This window comes from Streptomyces sp. NPDC006739 (assembly GCF_042869815.1).
Lineage (GTDB): Bacteria > Actinomycetota > Actinomycetes > Streptomycetales > Streptomycetaceae > Streptomyces.
The window spans coordinates 354,426-375,373 of the sequence record NZ_JBIAGM010000007.1 but is presented as its reverse complement, the minus strand read 5'-3'; the positions used below and the strand labels follow the sequence as shown (position 1 = coordinate 375,373).

At 69.0% G+C, this 20,948-nt stretch carries 17 protein-coding genes and 2 pseudogenes; 11 read left to right on the top strand and 8 right to left on the bottom strand.

Annotated features, from left to right (window positions below; genetic code table 11):
• Positions 1-307: 307 nt before the first annotated feature.
• On the bottom strand, positions 308-652 hold the full coding sequence (locus ACFYMM_RS17720; RefSeq protein ID WP_388387332.1) for a hypothetical protein: 345 nt from the start codon (positions 650-652) through the stop codon (positions 308-310).
• 143 nt (positions 653-795) lie between these two features.
• Here ACFYMM_RS17720 and ACFYMM_RS17715 point away from each other — a divergent pair, with 143 nt between their 5' ends.
• The gene (locus ACFYMM_RS17715; RefSeq protein WP_388387330.1) at positions 796-3,051 is read left to right on the top strand and encodes an ADP-ribosyltransferase domain-containing protein; all 2,256 of its coding nucleotides are present in this window, start codon (positions 796-798) and stop codon (positions 3,049-3,051) included.
• A gap of 199 nt (positions 3,052-3,250) precedes the next feature.
• A pseudogene (locus tag ACFYMM_RS17710) lies at positions 3,251-3,343 on the top strand.
• Between the two features lie 453 nt (positions 3,344-3,796).
• Here ACFYMM_RS17710 and ACFYMM_RS17705 read toward each other — a convergent pair.
• Both ACFYMM_RS17705 and ACFYMM_RS17700 read right to left on the bottom strand, forming a co-directional pair.
• Positions 3,797-5,875 carry a cellulose binding domain-containing protein gene (locus ACFYMM_RS17705; protein ID WP_388387328.1) on the bottom strand — a complete coding sequence of 693 codons (2,079 nt, stop codon included), beginning with the start codon at positions 5,873-5,875 and terminating at the stop codon, positions 3,797-3,799.
• Positions 5,876-6,779: 904 nt separating this feature from the next.
• On the bottom strand, positions 6,780-7,787 hold the full coding sequence (locus ACFYMM_RS17700; protein ID WP_388387326.1) for a sigma-70 family RNA polymerase sigma factor: 1,008 nt from the start codon (positions 7,785-7,787) through the stop codon (positions 6,780-6,782).
• Positions 7,788-7,938: 151 nt separating this feature from the next.
• Between ACFYMM_RS17700 and ACFYMM_RS17695 the strand changes: the two genes are divergently transcribed.
• Both ACFYMM_RS17695 and ACFYMM_RS17690 read left to right on the top strand, forming a co-directional pair.
• Positions 7,939-8,268 (top strand): dihydrofolate reductase family protein, encoded by a 330-nt coding sequence (locus ACFYMM_RS17695; protein ID WP_388387324.1) that lies wholly within the window; start codon positions 7,939-7,941, stop codon positions 8,266-8,268.
• Positions 8,222-8,551, top strand: coding sequence for a dihydrofolate reductase family protein (locus ACFYMM_RS17690; RefSeq protein WP_388387359.1), 330 nt, complete (start codon positions 8,222-8,224; stop codon positions 8,549-8,551). The genes ACFYMM_RS17695 and ACFYMM_RS17690 overlap by 47 nt, the downstream gene beginning before the upstream one ends.
• A 150-nt stretch (positions 8,552-8,701) precedes the next feature.
• On the opposite strand, the gene ACFYMM_RS17685 is transcribed toward ACFYMM_RS17690, so the two are convergent.
• Positions 8,702-9,430, bottom strand: a complete 729-nt coding sequence (locus ACFYMM_RS17685) for an MgtC/SapB family protein (RefSeq protein WP_388387322.1) — start codon at positions 9,428-9,430, stop codon at positions 8,702-8,704.
• Between the two features lie 327 nt (positions 9,431-9,757).
• On the opposite strand from ACFYMM_RS17685, the pseudogene ACFYMM_RS17680 reads away from it, so the two are divergent.
• Positions 9,758-10,032, top strand: a pseudogene (locus ACFYMM_RS17680) (ATP-binding cassette domain-containing protein); the annotation flags it as partial.
• Between the two features lie 569 nt (positions 10,033-10,601).
• Positions 10,602-11,972, top strand: a complete 1,371-nt coding sequence (locus ACFYMM_RS17675; RefSeq protein ID WP_388387320.1) for a nucleobase:cation symporter-2 family protein — start codon at positions 10,602-10,604, stop codon at positions 11,970-11,972.
• Between the two features lie 105 nt (positions 11,973-12,077).
• On the opposite strand, the gene ACFYMM_RS17670 is transcribed toward ACFYMM_RS17675, so the two are convergent.
• Positions 12,078-12,209, bottom strand: coding sequence for a hypothetical protein (locus ACFYMM_RS17670; RefSeq protein WP_388387318.1), 132 nt, complete (start codon positions 12,207-12,209; stop codon positions 12,078-12,080).
• A gap of 766 nt (positions 12,210-12,975) precedes the next feature.
• Between ACFYMM_RS17670 and ACFYMM_RS17665 the strand changes: the two genes are divergently transcribed.
• Positions 12,976-13,272: a hypothetical protein gene (locus ACFYMM_RS17665; RefSeq protein WP_388387316.1), complete on the top strand. Its 297-nt coding sequence runs from the start codon at positions 12,976-12,978 to the stop codon at positions 13,270-13,272.
• A gap of 131 nt (positions 13,273-13,403) precedes the next feature.
• Here ACFYMM_RS17665 and ACFYMM_RS17660 read toward each other — a convergent pair whose 3' ends face one another.
• The gene (locus ACFYMM_RS17660) at positions 13,404-14,309 is read right to left on the bottom strand and encodes a S41 family peptidase (protein WP_388387314.1); all 906 of its coding nucleotides are present in this window, start codon (positions 14,307-14,309) and stop codon (positions 13,404-13,406) included.
• A gap of 778 nt (positions 14,310-15,087) precedes the next feature.
• Positions 15,088-16,266 carry an MFS transporter gene (locus tag ACFYMM_RS17655; RefSeq protein WP_388387312.1) on the bottom strand — a complete coding sequence of 393 codons (1,179 nt, stop codon included), beginning with the start codon at positions 16,264-16,266 and terminating at the stop codon, positions 15,088-15,090.
• Positions 16,267-16,358: 92 nt separating this feature from the next.
• Here ACFYMM_RS17655 and ACFYMM_RS17650 point away from each other — a divergent pair, with 92 nt between their 5' ends.
• Together ACFYMM_RS17650 and ACFYMM_RS17645 are read left to right on the top strand one after the other, a co-directional pair.
• Positions 16,359-16,883 carry a CGNR zinc finger domain-containing protein gene (locus ACFYMM_RS17650; RefSeq protein WP_388387310.1) on the top strand — a complete coding sequence of 175 codons (525 nt, stop codon included), beginning with the start codon at positions 16,359-16,361 and terminating at the stop codon, positions 16,881-16,883.
• Positions 16,884-17,114: 231 nt separating this feature from the next.
• Positions 17,115-17,573: a MarR family winged helix-turn-helix transcriptional regulator gene (locus ACFYMM_RS17645; RefSeq protein WP_388387308.1), complete on the top strand. Its 459-nt coding sequence runs from the start codon at positions 17,115-17,117 to the stop codon at positions 17,571-17,573.
• 482 nt (positions 17,574-18,055) lie between these two features.
• Here ACFYMM_RS17645 and ACFYMM_RS17640 read toward each other — a convergent pair whose 3' ends face one another.
• Positions 18,056-18,532, bottom strand: a complete 477-nt coding sequence (locus ACFYMM_RS17640; protein ID WP_388387306.1) for a MarR family winged helix-turn-helix transcriptional regulator — start codon at positions 18,530-18,532, stop codon at positions 18,056-18,058.
• 61 nt (positions 18,533-18,593) lie between these two features.
• Between ACFYMM_RS17640 and ACFYMM_RS17635 the strand changes: the two genes are divergently transcribed.
• Positions 18,594-19,409, top strand: coding sequence for an alpha/beta fold hydrolase (locus ACFYMM_RS17635; protein ID WP_388387304.1), 816 nt, complete (start codon positions 18,594-18,596; stop codon positions 19,407-19,409).
• A 395-nt stretch (positions 19,410-19,804) separates the two neighbouring features.
• Positions 19,805-20,926, top strand: a complete 1,122-nt coding sequence (locus ACFYMM_RS17630; protein WP_388387302.1) for an FAD-dependent oxidoreductase — start codon at positions 19,805-19,807, stop codon at positions 20,924-20,926.
• Positions 20,927-20,948: the final 22 nt, after the last annotated feature.

Here is a 20,948-nt window from a genome sequence, read left to right as displayed (position 1 = left end):
ACGGGCGACGCCCGCGAAGCCAAGGAAAAGACCAAGGACGCCTTCAAGCACTGACATCCCCCTCCCCCCAGCCGAAAGGGGCCTCCCCAATTGGGAAGGCCCCTTTCGGCGCGGCAAGAGTTACTGGTGGGTGTGCCGGCACTTCACATGCCAGGTAGGAACGGCAAATCCACACCCGGAAGCCTTCATCTCCGACCTTCGACCTCCGAACCGGGCGTGTCGGGCGGCCCGGCGGCGCACGACTTCGGCGTTGGACGAGGAAGCGGTCCATCGGATCGGCAGAGGGTGTGAGCCACCAGACGTTCGGTCATGCGGTAATGCCGCGCCGATGAACAGTGCTGGGGAAACAGATCGCAGCACAACCACCGCCCACGCAGGCGACCGGCCGACGAATGTGAGTGGCATGGATCCGCTGGATAGCGCAGGTCCAGGTACTCGGCACGCCGCGCGAGGCGTTGTCGCGGCGGTTGACGGCCGCCTGGACGTGTGACCGCATGTACTGCTCCCAGTGGTGTGCTGCGCGCCCGCGCCAGCGGTCAGACATTCCGTGCTGCTCCTGGGCCCACAGGTCGGCGAAGCCAACCGCCACGGCAGATACTGCACGGGATGCGCTGCCTGTTATTGAACGCAGCGGTGGTCCCAGCAGGTTCACGCAGGTTTCGACCACCTGAGCCGGACGGTGCGGGCTCGCCAAGGCATGACGACAGGTCACCGGCCTCTTGTCGGGGCTGCGTTGTCAGTGGTGGGAGATACGTTCGAGGTCTTGGAACCGCTGTTGCACGACAGGAGTGGACGATGACCGAGAGCAGTGTGCTGCCCGCGCTCAGGGTGGTACTGACGGACGTCAACGAGCGCGTGGTGGAGGCGTGGCGCGCCGCGTTCGCCGACACGCCTGGCATCGAGATCCGCAAGGGCTCGATCCTGGACGAGGACGTCGACGCCTGGGTCACCCCCACGAACTCCCGGGGCCGGATGGACGGCGGGGTCGACGCCGCCATCAAGCGGTACCTGGGGTCCGGCATCCAGGTCCGCGTCCAGCGGGCGATCCGCGACCGGTTCGCCGGGACCATGCCGGTCGGCAGCGCGGTGTGCGTCCCGTCCGGCGCAACCGTCCCCCGGTACCTGATATCGACGCCGACGATGGTCCGGTCCTCGCAGAACGTGAGCGCCACGCTGAACGTGGCGCTGGCCTGCGCGGCCGCTTTCCAGGCCGTCCACCGGCAGAACCGGAAGAAGCCGGGCAGTATCCGGTCCGTGGCGCTGGTCGGGATGGGAGCCCAGACCGGCCAGGTGCCGGCCCGAGTGTGCGCCAATCTGATGTGGACCGGCTACACGCTGTTCCACGACCACTGGTTCGAGGACGACGACGAGCTGCGGTCCACGATTATCTCCCAGCTCCACGGGATCGAGAACGTGCCCGTCGACCAGCGGGTGCGCATCGTGCCGCCGACGCAGCCCGATTCGAATGATCCCCTCACCCTGACCGAGCTCTTCGACGGCGGCGGGGAGGCCTGGCTCCCGCTGCTGAAGCCGGTCATCGAGGCGCAGCCGGACGCCGCACGGTTCATCGGGAAGGACCGCAGCCACGAGGTGGTCCCGGTCCGCGAGCTGACGTTCCAGGCGCTCAAGCCGAACCCGCCGCACAAGTGGAAGGTCGTGGTCTTCGGTCAGAACCCGTACCCGCGGCCGGAGAGCGCCACCGGCATAGCCATGTTCGACAACACCTTCAGTAACTGGAAGGACAGCCAGTTCGGCCGGGTCGTCAGCATCCGGTGCCTCATCAAGGCTGCGGCGATGTGGAAGTACGGCATCGCCAAGAAGACCCCGATCGCCGAGGTGCGGGCGCTACTGAAGGAGCGGGACACGGTCCAGCCGCCGGAGTGGTTCCAGGCGATGCTGACGCAGGGTGTGCTCCTGCTGAACGCGTCACTGACCGCGAGCGGTGACGGGGCGATGGGCACCGACCAGCACGCGGCGTTCTGGCGGCCGGTCGCCGAGCGGATCGTCGAGGAGATCCTCAAGGCGAAGCAGAACGCGACCGAGGAGGACCGCGGGGTCGTGTTCGCGTGGTGGGGGGCGCACGCCCGCAGCCTGAAGCGGGTCGTCCTGCGGCTCCAGCAGAAGTACCCGGACGTCGAGGTCCGGCACCTCGACCACGCGAACCCGGCGGCACAGGGCGACATCTTCTGCGAGGGCGACCACTTCGCCCAGGTCAACGGCGCCCTGACCTCGCTGGGCGCCGACCCCATCGACTGGCTGCCGAGCAAGGGGTGGAACGAGCCGGCGGCCGGCGTGGGCGGTGCGGACGGGGGTGTCTCGGCGCGGATGGGCGCTTTCATCGAGTCGACCATGAACTTGCACCAGCTGTACCTGGAGCGCCTCACCAGCGTCAAGGACGAGGGCCTGGTCCTGCCCACGATCACCGGTGTCTTCGACACCCCGCTGATGGATTTCCAGGTCGCCGTCGCCCCGGTCTCCGCGGAACTGTCCGGGCTCGCCGGGCACATCCAGCGCTCCCGTGACTTCGGCAAGCAACGTGCGGACCAGGCGGCCGGCGGCGGCCTGTCCGCCGACGCGATCGCCGCGCTCCACCTCTACACCTGTGAGTCGGCCTTCTACCGCGAGATCAACAGCGTCCTGCGCTCCCCCGACCGCACCAGGGTCACGCCCTACCTGCCGTACCTGCGGCTGCTGTTCTCAGCGGTCTCGGAGCTGCCGGCCTACACGCAGCCTTTGTGGCGCGGGGTGTCGCTGGACCTTCGTGCGCAGTACCCGGTGGGCCGGACGGTGACCTGGTGGGGCGTCTCCTCGTGTACCTCCGAGCTGAAGGTGGCCAGGGCGTTCCTGGGCAGCCGCGGCAAACGGACCCTCTTCGAGGTGACACCGGCCCGGGCGGTCGGGATCAAGAGGTTCTCCGCCTTCACCGGCGAGGAGGAGTACATCCTTACGCCGGGTACCCAGCTCAAGGTGACGGAGGTGAAGAGCGAGCCCCGCGGGCTGTGCACGGTCCGGCTGAGCGAGGTCACGGACGGCGCTCCCATGGTGTCCTGAACCACCCCCCCCGTTCCAGAGTGGCCACGGTCGGAGAATCCTCCGCCTCAGCCCCGAGGGTGGGCCAGGGAAGGGCGAGCAACAGCTCACCATCAAGTGGCAGAAACCCGGCGTTGGTCGCGCAACGCCATTGCCAGCCACCAGAAGCCGTGCATCGGGTGCGGGCGCAGCACGATCGGCCAATCGGAGCTGGACACGAGGAGAGGTGCGCGGAGTGGTTGATCGGGGACCAGAACACAGCTCACGGTCGGGCCCCTCGGGGCCCACGCAGGTTCGAATCCTGCCCTCTCCGCCCACCATTCGGCCCCCGCCGTAACGCTGGGGCGACACCGCGGGCAGCCTGCGACGAGGCAGCATCCTGTCCTGGGCAACCGGTCAACCCGTTGCCCGGCGAACCACACTGCTCACCACGGGCATGTCTTGGTGGCGGTCGATGCCCGCCGACTTCCCGCTGTGGGACCGGGTCAATGCGTTCTTCCGTCGCTGGCGTAACGCTGATCCGGTCAGGGAGTTCCACGACCGGCTGCGCGGACAGGTCCGCGAGACGCTGGGCCGGGATGCCGAGCCTACGGCCATGGTGATCGACTCGCAGTCCGTTCGAGGCGGATGCCGTCGGCTCGGACAGCCGCGGCTTCGGCGGCGGCAGGACGGCTCAGCGCGCGCCGCTCCCCGTACCGTGAGGACGGGCCCGGTCGGACGTCTTGGCGTGCCGGACCGGGCTCCGCTCACCGCGGGCCGGCCGCGGTCACTGTGTGGTGCACACTGTGCCGTTCAGGGTGAAGACGGTCGGCGGCGGGCTGGCGCCGGTGTTGGCGCCGGTTAAGCCGAAGGACACCGAGTTGCCGCCGTTCGCGGCGAGGGTGCCGTTCCAGTCCACCGGGGTGGCCACCACGGTCCGGCCTGTCTGGGTCAGGTGCGCGTTCCAGAAGCCGGAGACGGACTGACCCGTGTTCGGGAAGTCGAAGGCCACCGTCCAGCCGGTGATCGGGGTGGGACCGGTGTTGGTCACCGTGAGGCTGGCGGTGAAGCCGTTGCCCCAGCCCCCGGTGAGCTGGTAGGACACCTGGCAGGTGGACTCGGCCGGGGTGCCGGTGCGCACGGTGACCGGGTCGGACGGGCGGGACAGTCCGCCGCTGGCGTCGCGGGCGAGCACGTTCCAGGTGAACGTGGACCCGGGCGTCAGGTTCGGCACGGTGACCGAGGTGCCGGTGGAGCTGCCAAGCAGTTCGCTGCGGGTGCCGATCTGGCGGTAGACCTCGTACCGGGTGACCGCCCCGCCGCTGGACGGGCTCCAGCTCACCGTGGCGGTGCTGTGGGTCGCCGCGGTCACGTGCGGGCTGCCCGGCGCCGTCAGCGCGGACGCCGTGCCCGCCTGCGAGTGCAGGGTGACCGTGCTGATCGAGTACGGCGGCAGGGTGTGGGTGGCGGAATACGCGGAGGTGGCGGTGTCGATCGACGTGGCCTCGGCGCGGTAGGTGGACACGGTCTGCGTGGCGGCGGTGTCCGGTGTGAAGCCCGCGTAGTTCAAGGTGACGGTCTGCGCCGCGGACGGGTCCTTGTTGATCAGCATCACGCTCAGGTCGCCGTTGGCCCGGTGGACGGCGTGCGCGGTCACCAGCGGGCTGCCGCTGCCGGCGCCGATGAGCTGGTCGCCCGATGTTCCGAGCTGGCTCAGCATCCGGATTGCCCAGTAGGGAGGAAACGGTGTGTTCACCGGCGGTTCGCAGACCGAGCCGATGCAGCCTGCGCTGGACAGCAGGCCCCCGTCCCCGTAGTCGGTGGCGCCGTCGGGAGCGGTGCTGATCTTGGTCGCGCCGTTGTGGGTGTTCCACCAGTCGACGTTGAACACCCCGTTCTCCAGGGCGGTCAGGTAGGCGTCCGCGCCGAACAGCGCGTCGGGCTGGGTGTCCTGGTCGACGGTGCCGTTGACTTCGGTCAGCGCGATCGGCGTTCTGCCGGCGCCCGCCGCGTCCAGCTCGTCGCGCAGCTGCGCCAGCTCACCGGACAACTGGGAGACCGAGTCCAGCATGTGTACCGGATCGGAGACGCTCGGATACCAGTGCACGATCACGAAGTCGGCCTTGCCGGCGATCACCGGAATGACCGTGTGGTTCCAGTCGGAGCTCTCGCCGCTCGCCATCACGCCGTCCGGCCAGTTGCCCGGCATGGCGAGGACGGCGCCGACCTTGACGGAGGGGTCCACGGCCTTCATCGCCGAGACGTAGTCCAGCACGTTGTGCGCGTACGCCGAGGGTGAGGTGTCGGCGTGCTGGTCGGTCTCCCAGTGTGCGCCGTAGTGCCCGTTGCCGTACAGCTCGTTGCCCACCTCCCAGAACTTGGCGTCGTACCCCTTGGTGACGTTGGCGTACCGCACCCAGTCCGCGGCCTCCTGCGGAGTGCCCGAGCCGTAGTTGGCGATGAGCATGGGTTGCGCGCCGAGCTTCTTGACGGTGCCCATGAAAGAGTCGAAGTCGGTGCCTGGGGCGACGTACCCGCCGGGCGCGGTGTGGGTCTGCCAGTGGTAGATGTCGCCGTACGAGCCGCCCGGGTAGCGCAGCACATTGATGCTGGCCGCCTTCAGCAGGTCCTGCACCTCTGGCACGTTCATCTGGGAATCCCAGACCGCGCTGTTGAGGCCGTAGCCGGTGGACGGGATCGTGCCTTGGCCTTCTTGGGCGTTGACGGTGACGTCGACGCCAGAGGGCGGCTGGTCGGCGGCGTGGGCGCCGCCTGCCGAGAGCAGGGCGGCGGCCAGCGCGGCCGCCGAAGCCCCGGCGGCGAGTCGGCTCCGCCAGGGCACGGGTCTGGGACTGGTCGATCGCACGGGGATTCTCACCTTCGACGAGGCGGGACGTGAGGGCGTGCGGTAAGCGCGGACCGCGCTATGGGAGCGCTCCCAAATCTCGCCCGCCGAATGACGGTTGTCAATGCCCGCGTGGGAGGAGCCAGGGCGCGGCCGCGCTCGCGCCCCTCAGGTTTTGCCCGCGGCCCAGGCCGGGGGCCGCAACGCAGATGCGCCTGGAGACCGGGCGGGCGGGTGGTCTTGGCCGGTAACCCGTCCACCAGGAGCTGCACCTCTTCCCGCAGCCCGATCTCCCCGAGCCCCCCGACTCAGCCGTCTTCCGGCCAAGTTGGAAAGGCTCAGCGGCCGGTGCGGGCTCTGGCCCGGTGGCGGCGTCGCCAGTCGGACCAGCCGGGTCGGCGGGCCGCGTCGAAGACGGACTGAGCGACAAGGGTGCCTGCTCCTGGAGCGCCTCTACGCGCCCTACAGCAAGTGGCCGGGAGCGCGTTCACGCGACTGCCGGTGGCCGAGAAGCTGATGCCGCCCCTCCAGGGAGCCTCGACAGCGACGGAGTACCGGCAGCGAGCAACGCACTCGTGCAACGCCTACGAGGTCGTCGCTGCGCTGCACAGTGAAGTCAGCCGCACAGCACCTCTGGCCACGACCTGCCGGCGTCATCACGGTCGCCCGAACCGGGTGCTGTTCGCTGAGCGTTTCGCGAAGGCGTTGGTGGATATGGTCACCGATCCGCGATTGCGCGTCCTCCCACGAATCGGGGGCGTCGATCAATGGAGGACAGCACAGGCTTCCTGGACTCGCAGAAGCTCTGGCACGCTGTGATCAACGCTCTTCCCCGCATACGCCTTCGATGGTTGTCCTCACACTCGCCGCGCGTACGCGGTTCCGACCGACTCGAAGTCCCTGACCGCGACCGTCGAGCGAGCAGCTATCGGCTCGGGAGTGACCGTGGAAGCCCGAACCAGGGCAGCACGCTGCTGTCGAACCGTGTCATGGCGCTGATGTGGTCGTCAGCGAGTGTGAGGACGTACAGGCCGGTCCCATGGCTGATGCCGCTGGGGGCGCGCAGATACGCTCCGAACGCCGGCTGACCGTTGGCTCGCGTAGGTACCAGGTCGAACCTCCGGCCGGCGCGGAAGATGCCGTTGCAGAAGCGGGCGGCAAGGCCTTTGCCCTCGTACTCGAAGGGTACCGGCGGCATGGAGACGAAGACGTCGCTGGTGAGAAGGTCCACCAGCGCGTCGATGTCGGCGGACTCCCACGCGTGGACGAACTTCGCCACGATCGCGTCCTCGGAGGCTGAGCCGGGGGCGGGAGGTTGGCGGTCGGCGGCCGGCGGCCAGCGGCGTTGCAGGGCGGCGCGGGCTCGTTTGAGGGCGCTGTTGACCGAGTCGAGGGTCGAGTCGAGCATGGTGGCCACCTCGTCGGCGTGGAATCCGAGGACGTCACGCAGGACAAGAACGGCGAGTTGGCGAGGCGGCAGTACCTGCAGAGCGGTGACGAACGCCAGGGAGATCGATTCGGTCTGCTCGTAGCGGGCGTCCGGCCCGAGCTGCGCGTCGGTCACGGCCTGGAGCAGGGTGTCGGGATACGGCTGCAGCCAGATGACCTCGCCGAGCCGGGTCGGTTCGGGCGGTTCGACGTGGGGCACGTTCCACTCCTTTGCCTGGCGCCGGCTCGCCGAGCGCCGCGCGTTGAGGCACCGGTTGGTGGCGATCCGGTACAGCCAGGTGCGCATCGAGGCGCGTTGCTCGAACCCGCCGATGCCCTGCCAGGCGGCCAGCAGCGTGTCCTGCAGGGCATCCTCGGCGTCCTGCAACGATCCGAGCATCCGGTAGCAGTGCACCTGCAGCTCCGCGCGGAACGGCTGGACCAATGCGCGGAACGCGTCACCGTCGCCGGCCCGCGCCTTCGACATCAGGTCGCCGGTCGCCATCCTCGTGTCCCCTCTCCCTCACCACATGGCACTTCCCTCGGGTATGGACACCGGCTGACCGCCGAACTGGGCGGCCGGCGTGCGCCCAGTTCTACCGATGCCGCGGTGTCTACATCAGCGGTAGTGACCACCCGAACACAGGAGCACCGAGATGGGAACCATCGTCGTCTTCGAGAACGTCTCGCTCGACGGAGTCACCCAGGATCCGACCGGCGAGGAGGGCTTCGGCCGTCACGACTGGCGCGCCGGGCTCTGTCCGACCGACCGCGAAGCATGGGACAAGCTCATCCTCGACGACGCGCTGGGCGCGCAGGCCCTGCTGCTGGGGCGACGCAGCTACGACTTCTTCGCCGAACGGTACCCATCGCGCACCGGCCGACTGGCGGACAGGATGAACAGCCTGCCCAAATACGTCGCCTCCACGACGCTCAAAGATCCCGGCTGGAAGAACTCGACGGTACTCGACGGTACTCGACGGTGACCTCCTGGAGGAGACTGAGAGGCTGAAACACACGGTCAACGGCGAGATCCGCGTCTACGCCAGCTCCCAGCTCGTGCACGCGCTGATCGAGCACGACCTCGTCGACGAACTACGGCTGGCGATCTTCCCGCTCGTGATGGGCGCAGGCAACCGGCTCTTCGACCAGACCGGCGCCCCAAAACCCCTGCGCCTTGTCAGCAGTCGCACCGTCGGTGACAGCCTTGCCTACCTCGCCTACCAGTCAGGGCGACGTCCAACGGTTCCGTCCGGTTTGATCACGTGATGCCGAGGGCGGCCGGCGGCCGTGTGGCGTCTCGGCTCTGTGCCCGAAGGGGCAGTGGCAGCCCAGGGAGGAACGGGTTCCCCGGGGTCGCACGCCCTGGACGTTTCCTATGGCCCTGATGTCGAGCGGCTTGGGGTTCGAAGTTCGCGACTATTCGTCGGCGGCCTCGGTCATCTCGACATCGATCACGCCGTCGTTCTGGAACAGCTCGGCGGTGAGTGGGCCGGCGTCGGCTGTGCCCTCCAGTTCGAGCAGGACGTGTGCGGCGGGATCGGTTCGGCCGGGCAGGCGGTCGACCTTGACCTGGATGATGCGGAAGCCGCGCCGGGTGCAGGTCTCCATGAGCTGGGGCAGCAAGGCCGTGCCTGTGCGGTACGTCATGCGCAGTTCGAACGTCGACGCGGTCGCGCCGGGTATCAGACGGTCGGCCAGCAGGGGATAGCCCCGCACGACGAGGAAGTGCAGGGCGGTGACGGCGCAGGCGAGGATGGGCAGGCCGCCGCCGCACGCCATGCCGACCGCGCAGGTGAGCCAGATCGTCGCGGCGGTGGTCAGACCGCGGACGGCGTCCCGTCGTACGAAGATGAGGCCGCCGCCGATGAAGCCGATCCCGGAGACGATCTGGGCCGCCACCCGGGAGGGGTCGAAGGAGACGTTGTCCAGGCCGAGCACGTTGGTGAAGCCGTGCTGGGAGACCTCCATCATCAGGGCGCTGGCGATGCCAACCAGGGTGTGGGTGCGCAGGCCGGCGCTCTTCTGCTGGGCCGCCCGTTCCCAGCCGATGAGGCTGGACAGCAGCAGGGCGAGCCCCAGTTCGGCCAGTTGACGCAGGCCCTGTCCGTTGTCCACGTCCCACAGCGGGGCGGCCAGTCCAGTCACACGCACCTCCGTCCACCCAGGGCGTATACCCAGAGGGCAGAGACCAAGGCTGTGACCAGTCCGACAGCCCCTGGCCACGGACGATGACGACACCAGTACGACGCGCGTGCGAATCTGGCAGTTCGGCAAGGCTCGAGCGGGGTCGGAGAGGAGCCGGGGAGGGACGTCATACGGGACACGTATCACGAGGAGATCGTTGGGGCCCGGGACGGTCTGGTGGAGATGGCGCGGCCGGCGGGCTCCGCGATGGGCCGTGCCACCACCGCCCTGCTCGGGGCCCCCTTCTTCCTGTGGCTGCTGCGGCGCAACAAGGGGCTGGACTGAAGCATGAAGCTCATCGTCGACCGGTTCCACAGCGAAATCGTCGGCCTCGTCGGACCCAACGGCAGCGGCAAGTCCGCCCTGCCGCGCACCGTCTACCGCTCCCTGCTCCCGGCGGGTGGGCTGGTCAGGGTGGGTGAGGACGACGTGTGGGAACTGTCTTCCCGGGCTGCGGCGCGCCGTACGGCCGCCGTCCTCCAGGACTCCGGCGGCAACACCACCGGCCTGACCGTCGCCGAGATCGTGGCCCTCGCCACGCGCCCCACCACGGGCTGCTCGGCGGTACGGCCTGCCCACGCCGAACCCCGGAGAACAGCGGCGGGGGCCGACAGGCTTCTGCGGCACTTGGCCGGCGCGCCCAGGCCGAGCGGCGATCCGGGCCGGGAGCACCGGAGCGTGGACGTGTCACCCGGCGAGCTGACGACGTCACGCCAGCAGAGCGAACATGACCGCCATCGCCAGACCCGGCGCCTTGCTCGTCCCGCACCAGCGCCTTCTCCCTCACCCCCGCGCGGCCATCATGTCCGCGCTCGTCGCTCCGTTGGTGCACACACGGCCGCAGTTGGTAAGGGGTGCGCCTTCTCCCCGGACGCCTTCACCGCACGGCGGCGGCCATCGACGGGCCCGTGCGTCCAAAACGATCCCGCGAGCCGGCCATGTGAGAGAAAAGGACGCTGCGTCCGGGTGTAGCGAATGATCACGAATGCCGGGCCTCAGCAAAAGCAACACCGCTGTCCAACCGCGGAAACCCAGGTGAAACGCACTCAACAAAAAGTTTGACCGCTGTTCTGCCCAACCGGCCCACGCCCTGCTCCCTTCCCACGCTTCACTTCACCTCCGGAGGCTCGCTGTGTCCCAGGCACCTGACGCGTCCGCGTCCGAACCCACCGCCGCGCCTGCCCGGCACCCGGTCGACGAGGTCCTGCCGCCGGCCCGACTCGGCCTGCTCGGTCTCCAGCACGTTCTGGTCATGTACACCGGTTGCGTCACCGTCCCGCTCGTCTTCGGAGCGGCGACCAAGCTCGGCACCTCCACCATCGGCCTGCTCATCAACGCCGACCTGCTGGTCGCGGGCCTGGTGACGCTTCTTCAGGCGCTCGGCATCGGCAAGGTGCTGGGTGTGCGGCTGCCGGTCGTCGCGGGCGCCACCTTCACCGCCGTCACCCCGATGATCCTGATCGCCGGTGAGTACGGCATGCAGGCGGTCTACGGCTCGATGATCGCCGCCGGTGTCTTCGGACTGCTGATCGCGGTGCCGTTCGCCCGCGCGGTGCGGTTCTTCCCGCCACTGGTCAGCGGGTCCGTCATCACCGTCATCGGTCTTTCGCTGATCGGGGTCGCGGCCGGGCTGATCGCCGGGCAGGACCCCACCGCCAAGGACTACGCGGCCCCGAGCCACCTCGCCCTGGCCGGTGGCATCGTACTGCTCATCGTCCTGGTCAACCGGTTCACGAGCGGTTTCCTCTCCCAACTCGGCGTCCTGATCGGCCTGATCGTCGGCACGCTCGTCGCCGTCCCCATGGGGCTGACGGACTTCTCCTCCGTGGGCGGCGCCGACTGGTTCGGCCTGGCCTCCCCCTTCCACTTCGGCGCCCCGCACTTCCCCGTCGCCGCGGTCATCTCCATGTGTGTGGTGATGCTGGTGACGTTCACCGAGTCGACCGCCGACATGCTCGCCGTCGGCGATATGACCGGCCGCCCCCTCTCCCAGAGGGATCTGGCGCGCGGTTTGGCCGCCGACGGCGTCTCCGGCATCTTCGGCGGCATCATGAACGGCTTCCTGGACACCGTCTTCGCCCAGAACGTCGGCCTGGTCGGCATGACCAAGGTCCGCAGCCGCTATGTCGCCGCCGTCGCAGGCGGCATCCTCGTCGTCCTGGCACTCATCCCCAGGCTCGGCGAGATCGTCGCCTCCCTGCCGGGACCTGTGATCGGCGGCGCGGGGCTGGTCATGTTCGCCACCGTCACCTCGGTCGGCATCAACACGCTGCGCACGGTGGAGTTCGAGGGCACCAGCAACCTGCTGATCGTCGCCGTCTCCATCGGCGTGGGAATGCTCCCCGTCGTGGCGCCGTCCTTCTACCACGCCTTCCCGACCTGGGCGCAGATCATCGGCGGCAGCGCCATCACCAGCACGACCGTGGCGGCATTCCTGCTGAACCTGCTGTTCAACCACAGCACCAGGGGGAAGAAGGCCGAGGCGGAGCCGGGACCGGCCTAGGCAGTAGTACCGGACGCTTCGGCCGCCACATGAGCCCGGCGGTGGGTCGGCACACAGCACCCGCAAAGGCAGTGGAGACGCGCCCCGGAGCCCCTTGGCGGATCGTCAGGCCGTCTGAGCGGTTGGCTCGACGAGCCGCCTTTCGAGCGCGGCGGTCTCGAGGATCTCGCCGCCGATGCCAGCGTGTTCGGGCACCGAGTCCGTCACGCGCGACACCGCGTCTCGTACGAGCGCCACGAGGAAATCGTGCTCCGACGCCTGGATGACGCTCGCTCGCGGGTACTTGGTCAGGTTGCAGCCGGCAAACGCCGGGGTGCCGTCGCCGAGTGCATGCAGCAGCTCGTCTCGTCGCCGACGGTCGGCTCGCCGGCCGCCGCGCCTACGACCATGACCGCGGCGTGGGCGGGTTCCTTGTCCTACACGCTTCCCGTTCGTCTGGCTCACAAGTGCTGGAGATTCACCTTCCTGCCACCGCCATGCTCACGAGGGGGCAACGGCGGAGTGGGGCCACGCCCATGCTCGCCGTCTTCGTCGGCCTCGTCTTCCTGGGCCGGGTTGGTGTTCCACCGCGCCGGCAGTTCTCGACGTCTCCGCCTATGGCGCCGAGCGCGGTGAGGAACCCGTGCAGTTGTCCGCCTGTGGACACCGAGTCGAAGGAGACGGTGGCACGGCCCACTGGACACGGCCCTGGTCTTCGCCGTGACCGGACCGTCGTACTTCCCGTATCTCCTGATCCTGGCACGGTGATGATGCACGCGTGGAAGGACTTTGAGAGAGTGTCAGGTCCATCATGCCTGGTCGGCGAAGCTTTTGGTAGGACCAAGCGCACGCCCCTACGGCCTTGTTGCGGATGGTGCCGTGCCCGCAGACTCGTCGTCATCCACTCTCCGGCCAACGTGCCTGCATCCGTCATCGGCTGCCGGCACGTTCGCCGTGCTGTCTCGCCGTGTGACATGCGCCGGCCGGGGAGGGGCGGCGACGAAGGGGATCGATGGATCAGGACATGGTTGTGCTGGCACGGGTCCGGCTGCTCAGCGCCAACCGTCGGGTGGTGCGAGGCGTCGAGGGGTTGTGGATCTACCGTCTGCTGACGCAGGTCGAGCCGGAGGTGTACGGATCGAAGCTGGCATACGTCCTAGTGGAGGAGAGCGGCTCACCCCTGCTGCGGGAATTGCCTGAACGCAGGCTGGCCCTGCTCGACGAGGCCGTGGAGGTGGCGAAGGCCCTCAGCTTGGCGAACCCGTACCGGCGGAAGGTGCTGGAGCGGGCACTGGCAGCGAGAGCTCGCACGATGTCGTAGCCGAACGTGGGGCCCCGGCCGAGGCCGGGGACCCCACACCCTCGGCCCGGGGGCCTCCGGCGTTGAAGTCACCGTCAGGGTGGACAGTTGGGGAGGCACTGCGTGCAGTGGTGTCGGTGAGCTGGCCCGGGTCAGCCTGCCAGCCGGGCGAGGGCCAGCGCGTGTGCGCGGTCGAGGGAGTCGGCGGCGGCGCAGGGAATGTCGGGCTGCACGCCGGTGCCCTCCCAGTTCTTGCTGGAGACGGGGTTGATGGCACGGCCAACCGGGACGGTGACTTCCAGATGTGGGTGCACGGTCCAGCCCCTGCACGGATGTGCGCCGCCGCGGGTGCGCTCACCGATGACAACGGCGCGGCCGAGCTGCTGGAGGTCGTACGCCAGCTCCTCAGCGGCAGAGAAGGTGCTGTCGCTGGACAGCACATACAACGGCTTGCTCCCACCGAAGCGTGCGCCGGGAACGTGCGGCAGACTCCAGGACTGCTCGCTGCGGTCGCCGGCGCGCCAGTACATGGTGTTGAGGTGGGTGCGCTCGTCGAGCAGGTAGCTGCAGACGAAGGCGACCGTGTCCGGGTCGCCGCCCCGGTTGGCGCGGAGGTCCACGATCAGCGCCTGGGCGCGGGAGGCCAGGGTGAGCGCGGCGCTCAGCGGTTCGGCGGCCCACTCCAGCGGAAACAGCATCGGTGCCAGCTCCACCACGGCGATCCCTCCGCCGAGCAGTTCCACGCGAGGCGCACCGCCCAGCGAGGTGTCGAAGTCCCGACGCATGGCGCCCCGCGTGGCCGCCCCCTGCTCCGGGGACACCGGGTCGGCATGGTGCTTCAGTCTCAGGTGTCGGTCGCCGTTGACGGACTGCAGGTCCGCGGTGACCAGGCGGGCGAGCTCCTCGGCACCGTCGACGTCGTAGGCCCCCTCGACAAGACGTCGTTGCAGCAGACCGGTGAGCTGCTCGGCTATCTCGGGGAAAACGTAGTGCTCGGTCAGCAGCCGGGCCGTCTCGTCGATGACAGGGGCAGGCTGAAGCTCCGTCAGAGTCGTCATGGCAGGGAGTAGAGCACAGTCCTTGCGAAAGGCCGCAGTGGGCGTGGCGAAGCATGTCCGCTCGGACGTTGGGTGCACCAGCAGCGCAAGACCGCCCCTGCTGGACGCCCAGGGGCCGAGACGGTCCGTTGTGGTCGAGCGGGACACGGCCTGATCTGTCCACGCGAGCGCGTCGCCGTCCACGGAGGCTACTTCGACGCCCGACGCCCGACGCCGCGTCGGTGGCGGGTACCGTGCCCACGCACGCATCCCCCTGGATCGCCCGTGACCCAGCCCGCAGCTGGCGGCCGCATCCACCTGGCCTCGAACCGGATCCCGGACACCCAGGAGCCAGGATCGAACCCGAGCGGGGAAGCCGTCACCCCGCGCGTCCTCATCGCCGACGACCGGCCACGCCCGGATGTCCTCCTGATGGACATCCGCATGCCCCAACTGGACGGTCCGGAAGCCACCAAGCGCATCCTGCGGCTGCTCCCACTCCGTCGGGTCCTCATGCTCACGCGACCGGTGAGCGGGCCACCCAGGAGGGGGACGATCGCAGCGGTACCTCCATCCGGCGGGTCTCTCCCGCCTCGCCTCTTGGTGCGCCCCGGCACCGGAAGGACAGCACCGGGGCGCCGGCGACTTCCGTCCCGGCTCCGCCGTCGGGCTGACGGCGGCGAGGCGCGGCAGTCCGGGCCGAAGCGCAACCGGTTGACCGCGCCCCGACCTCCGGCGGCAGCCGCGCCGCCCATCCCGCCGGTCCCTTCCTCCTTCACTGTCAATGGTCTGAGACGCGTCAGCGGGTGCGGAGCTCCGCCTCGGCCGTGACCGCCAGGGCGACGACGGTCAGCAGGGACAGCAGCGCCCAGGCCGGGGTGAAGCTGCTGGTGAGGTCGACCAGCAGGCCGAGCACGGGCGGCACCGTGACGATGGCGATCTGGTTGATGGACATGGCCAGCCCCAGGGCGAAGCCGGTCTTGCCCGGAGGGGCCGCTTCGGTGACGTAGGCGACCCACGGGCCGTACCAGCCGAAGCCGAAGAAGCCGAGCCAGACGAAAGCGCCGGAAGCGACGACCGGTGCCCTTCCCGCCGGTGTCATCAGCACGACCAGCCCGGCGATCACGGCGACCATGCAGACCAGCACGATGGCATAGCGCCCGGACCTGCTGCGGTCGCTCCATGCCGCCAGGCAGATCCGGCCCGCAACGCCCGCACTCTGGGAGGCCACCAGCACCAGGGCCGCCTTCCCGGCACCAACCGATGCCGCCCGGTGGAGGTGGAGTACCGTCAGGATGCCGACGCCGTACTGCACCGAGATCAGGCTGGTTCCCGACAGCATGATCTTCACTGTGGACGGTTCACGGAGCATACGTAACCGGGCGCGGAGCTGTGCCGCGAGCGGGTCCGAGGGTTCCTTGTCCTGCGGGACGGGCAGTGCGGGTGGCCGACGGTAGCAGCCCATGAAGAGGCCGGCTCCGAGCAGCGCGACGAGGCCACCGGTCAGCAGTGTCGCCCGCCAGCCGAACTCCTCGGCGACGAGGGGGAGTACGGCCGAGGCGAGCGCCGCCCCGAGCGGCAGCCCGGCCTGCCGGATACCCATGGCGAAGCCGCGTTGTGACGCGTCGAACCAAGACGCCACCGACTTGCTTCCACCCGGCTGGACGGTGCTGTATCCCATGCCCACCATCAACAGCGCGACCAGCAGGGCCGTGTATCCCGGCGCCAGGCTCCCCGCGCCCAGAGCCAGCCCGACCGCGCCGGCCCCGATCCCGACCACCCAGCGCTCGCTGTAGCGGTCCAGCAGCTCGCCGGCCACCAGCAGCCCGGCCAACGGCACGAGCTGGGCCGCCGAGACCAGCAGACCCAACTGCGCCGTACTCAGCTCCAGGGCGCTCTGAAGGTGGACGCCGAGCGCTCCGATGCCGCCCACGAAGAAGCCGGACGCGGCCTGGGTGAAGGTCGCAATGCCCAGCACGATCCAGCGATAGCGCCATGGATCACGGGCCCGGGATCCAGAGCGCCCGATGGTTCGTTGTGTCATGCCGACCACACTGCTGTAATGGCCTTATGCTACTCAACCCTTACGGCGAGGAGGCGGTGAACCTGGCAGCAGAACTGGCCAACCGCAGGCCTGAGAGCGCGGATGAGCTGGCAGACCGCTGCCGCGCCGCCGGGCTCACGCTGGAGGGCCCGGTAACGGCGGACGATCTCGACCGCGCCCAGGCCGCACTCGACGCCTGGGAGAGGGTCGTCGACGCAGCCGGGGAGCAGGAGCGCGCCGATCTGCTGAACCGGATGCTGGCCGACGCCGCCGCCTACCCGCGGCTGACCTCCCACCCCGGCGCCGGCTGGCATCTGCACTACCGGGACGCGGAACAGCCCCTCGGCTCCGTACTGTTCACGCTGTTCGCGGTCGGTACCGCACTGCATCTGGCGGGCCGGGGCATGCACCGGCTGCGACGCTGCGAGACGACTGAATGCGACACGGCCTTCGCCGACACCTCACGCACCGGACGACAGCGCTACTGCTCCCAGCGCTGCGCCAACCGGGACGCCGTCCGCAGACACCGGGCGCGAGCCGCGGTCACCTGACCCAGTTGACGGCACGACCTCGTCGTCGCCTTCGCTCGTCTCGCAGCTCCGCTCAGGCCCGCCACCCAACCGGAAACGGCGTCTCCGGTCCACCCACGAACAGCAAGTAGGCGATCTCCAGGACCAGTCGACCGGTACGCCGCCCCGGTACGCCCCTTGACCTCAAGTGCAGTCGAGTTTCTACGGTCGATCTCGTCGAACCGACTCAGCCAACGGCAGGGGGCCCTGGCCATGGATTACTCGCACAGTGACACCGACCTGATAAAGCAGCCGATCGGCTACTGGAGTTGGGCGGCCCACAAGGCCGTCATCGCCCGCACCCGGGCCGCCCTCGCCGAGATCGGCATCACCCAACCGCAGTGGTGGGCCCTCGCACAGGTGGCACGTGCAGACACCGTCAAGACCCGTGACGAGGTGTCCCGCCTCCTTCAGAACTACCTCGACGCCGGCCCGGAAACCATGGAGTCAGAGATCGATACGATCATCGCCCAGGGCTGGATCACCGAGGATGCCGAGGGATGCCTCGGCATCACGGCTGAGGGCGGGGCGTTCTACGACAAGGCCGCGGCCCTTCAGGACCAACTCTGGGCGGAACGGCACGCGGGCATCTCCGACGAGGAGTACCTGACCACTCTCAAGGTGTTGCAACGGTTCATCCACAACACGGGCGGCCGAGCATGGCACCACTGATCGCCGCATCCAGGTCGACCGTGGATTTCGACGAAAGCATCGGTCCCTCAGCAGCAAGAGCATTGAAATCGCCCCATAGCGCGACTCAACCGTCATCAGAACTCAGCGACATCGTCCCCATCGACACAGCCGTGCCCTCCATGCTCTGGAGGGCGGGGCCTCTCCTGAACGAGTGGTCGCCGGAGGTGCTTGAGGCCCTGGAGGCTTCGGGATGGACGGCGGGCAGGCGGGTCGACACGGCCCACTGGCGGTCCATGTTCGAAGCCGGTGTTGGCTTGCGGAGGGGATGACCGGTTCTCCGAGTGGAGCGACTCCCTGGGGAGACGCCTCTTACCGCTCGGCGAGGTCCATCCCGGCCGATTCTTTCCAGGTATCGATGAGGGCAGTGGGCGCCGCTCCCTTTCGACGCAGCGGGCCGCATCCACGTCGCAACCGCCGGGACGGGCCGAACCACTGCGACACGCTCTGGGTCGGACCCTTGGCTAGCTGTCGAGGTTGACGTCTTCGAAGAGGGCGAGCATCCGGCTGAGCACCCGGACGCAGGTGTCCACGTCTGATGCGGTGAGATCGTCGGCCGCCTCGCACAGCAGCGCGTTCTCCCGGGCGACGACGGCATCGATTGCCGTGCGGCCGGCGTCGGTCAGCCGGATCAGCGAAGATCGAGCATGCGCCGGATTGGGCACGGCCTCCACCAGACCGTCCGCCACGGCGTCGTTGACCATCCGCTGGACGAATTGACGGCTGATCGACTGCGCTCGGCCCATCTGGGGAACCGTCATCGGTCCGTGCTGCCGCAGCAGATCGAGCACCGCGCGCACCCCGACCGACAGGCCCTGCCGCGGGGCATCCTGTTCGATCTTCCGGGAGACCCGCCGGTAGAGCGGTCCGACCAGGGCGAAGACCTCCATCAACCGCGGACCCACATCCTCGGGGGTCAGCGGGCGTTCTTCATCACTCACCCGCCCATGATAAATGACAATCCAGTTGTCATCACCTTAGCCATATGACAACCTGGTTGTCATGAGTGAATCTTCCGATCTGCGCTTCTTCGAGTCCTCCGACGGCAAGCTCGCCTATCGCGACACCGGGGGCGCGGGCATCCCCATCGTGCTGCTGCACGCCGGTTTCGTCGACCACACCATGTGGGACGAGCAAATCCCGGCATTCGCGAAGGAATTCCGCGTCATCGCACCCGACGCCCGCGGCCACGGACGGTCCGCCAACGCGAGCCGCCCATTCCGCCAGGCGGACGACCTCGCCGGCCTGCTGCACCACCTGGGCACCGGGCCCGCCGTCCTCGTCGGTATCTCCATGGGCGCGATGATCGCGGTCGGGACCGCGCTCGAGCATCCGCAACTGGCCCGGGCCCTGGTCATCTCCGGCGGCGGCACGGACGAACGCGAATTCACCGATCCTTGGTCCCAGCAAGCGTGGACCACACAGTTCCAGGCCCTGGCCGCTGGCGACATCGAGGCCTGGCACGACGCGAGCGACGCCTGGGCGCACGGCCCCGAGCGCCCGCGAGACGCCGTCAGACCCGAGATCTACACCCGTCTTCGCCAGATGCGCCAGCGAACCATCAGCAAGCACACGCCCGGTGAACCCGATCACCACATCTCAGTCGCGGGCCTCGGCGCCCGGGCCGGCCAGATCGCCGTTCCCGTGCTCGCCCTCAACGGCGCACAGGACGCACCCGAGCTCCGAGCGAGGGCCGAGTTCATCGCCCACAGGGCACCACGAGGCCGGACGACCGTGATCGACGACGCGGCGCACTTCCCCAACCTCGACCGTCCCGAGGAGTACACCCGGCTCGTCACCGACTTCCTCCACGAATAGGTAGAGCTGCTGGAAGTGGCTGGGTGGTCGAGGCGGCGATGCCGGTGGAGTGCGTGGTGGGAAGTGTTCGCCGAGGCGGATGATGCTGGGCGCCGGCCTGGGGATAACGCACGTGCTGGACGTGCGTTTTCCCCAGGTCGCGGTAGCGGCAATGCCGCAGGCGGTGCGCGTGGGCCGTTTCGGAGACGGTGGCCTCGCAGCCCGTGCGAATGGCGTAACACCGCTGCCAGTTGCCGTCTCCGCCTGGTTGCCGGCTCCATCAAGGTGGTGTCGGTGCCATGTCGGACCACTGTCGGGGCTGTCGGTCGGGTGTCGGTGGCTCGTCGGCGGGGGCTGGCACCTTTCCAGAGGCGGCCGGCCGGAGCACCGGGCGGCCCGATCCTGAAGGAGCCACCATGCACACCCCAGTCACGATCATCGGCGCCGGACTCGGCGGACTCACGCTGGCCCGCGTCCTGCACGTCCACGGCATCCCGGTCACGGTCTACGAGGCGGAGGCCTCCCCCTCAGCGCGTGCGCAGGGTGGATTGCTCGACATCCATGACTACAACGGGCAGCTCGCACTCAAGGCGGCCGGGTTGATGGACGAGTTCCACCCCATCGTTCTGGAGGGCCGTCAGGCTCTGCGGGTCCTCGACCGGGACGGAACCGTCCTGTTCGACCAAGCCGACGACGGCACGGGCGGACGCCCCGAGGTGCAGCGCGGCGACCTGCGACAGGTCTTGCTCGACTCGCTCCCGGCAGGCACCGTGCGGTGGGGGCACAAGGTCAGCGGGACCCGTGCCCTCGGCGAGGGGCGCCATGAGGTGACGTTCACCGACGGCGGCACCGTCGTCACCAGCCTGCTGGTCGGTGCGGACGGCGCGTGGTCACGGGTCCGGCCGCTGCTGTCCACCGCCATACCCGAGTACATCGGTAAGTCGGTCGTCGAGACCTACCTTTTCGACGCCGGCACACGGCATCCGGCCGCCGCGAAAGCGGTCGGCGGCGGGATGCTGATCGCTCCTTCGCCGGGCAGGGAGATCTTCGCTCACCGGGAAAAGGACGACACTCTGCACGCCTACGTGGGGCTGTCCAAGCCGCAGGACTGGTTCGCCGCCATCGATTTCGCCGATCCCGCCACGGCCACCGCGCGGATCGCGCGGGAATTCGACGGCTGGGCGCCGGAGCTCACCGCGCTGATCATCGACAGCGACGTCGCACCGGTTCTGCGCCCCCTCTATGCTCTGCCGCCCGCGCACCGGTGGGACCGGGTGCCGGGGGTGACCCTGCTCGGCGACGCCGCCCACCTCGCGGCTCCCAACGGCGAAGGCGCCAACCTGGCCATGCTCGACGGCGCCGAACTCGGCAAGGCCCTCGCCGCGCACCCCGACGACATCGAGACGGCGCTCACCGCGTACGAGCAGGCCATGTTCGACCGCAGCGTCGAGACCGTCACCGACGAGATGCCCGGGATCGACTCCGCCGACAACACAGCCCACGGCCTGATCAACATGTTCACCGCGAAGGGCAAATGAGCTTTTGCGAGGGGCGCCCTCG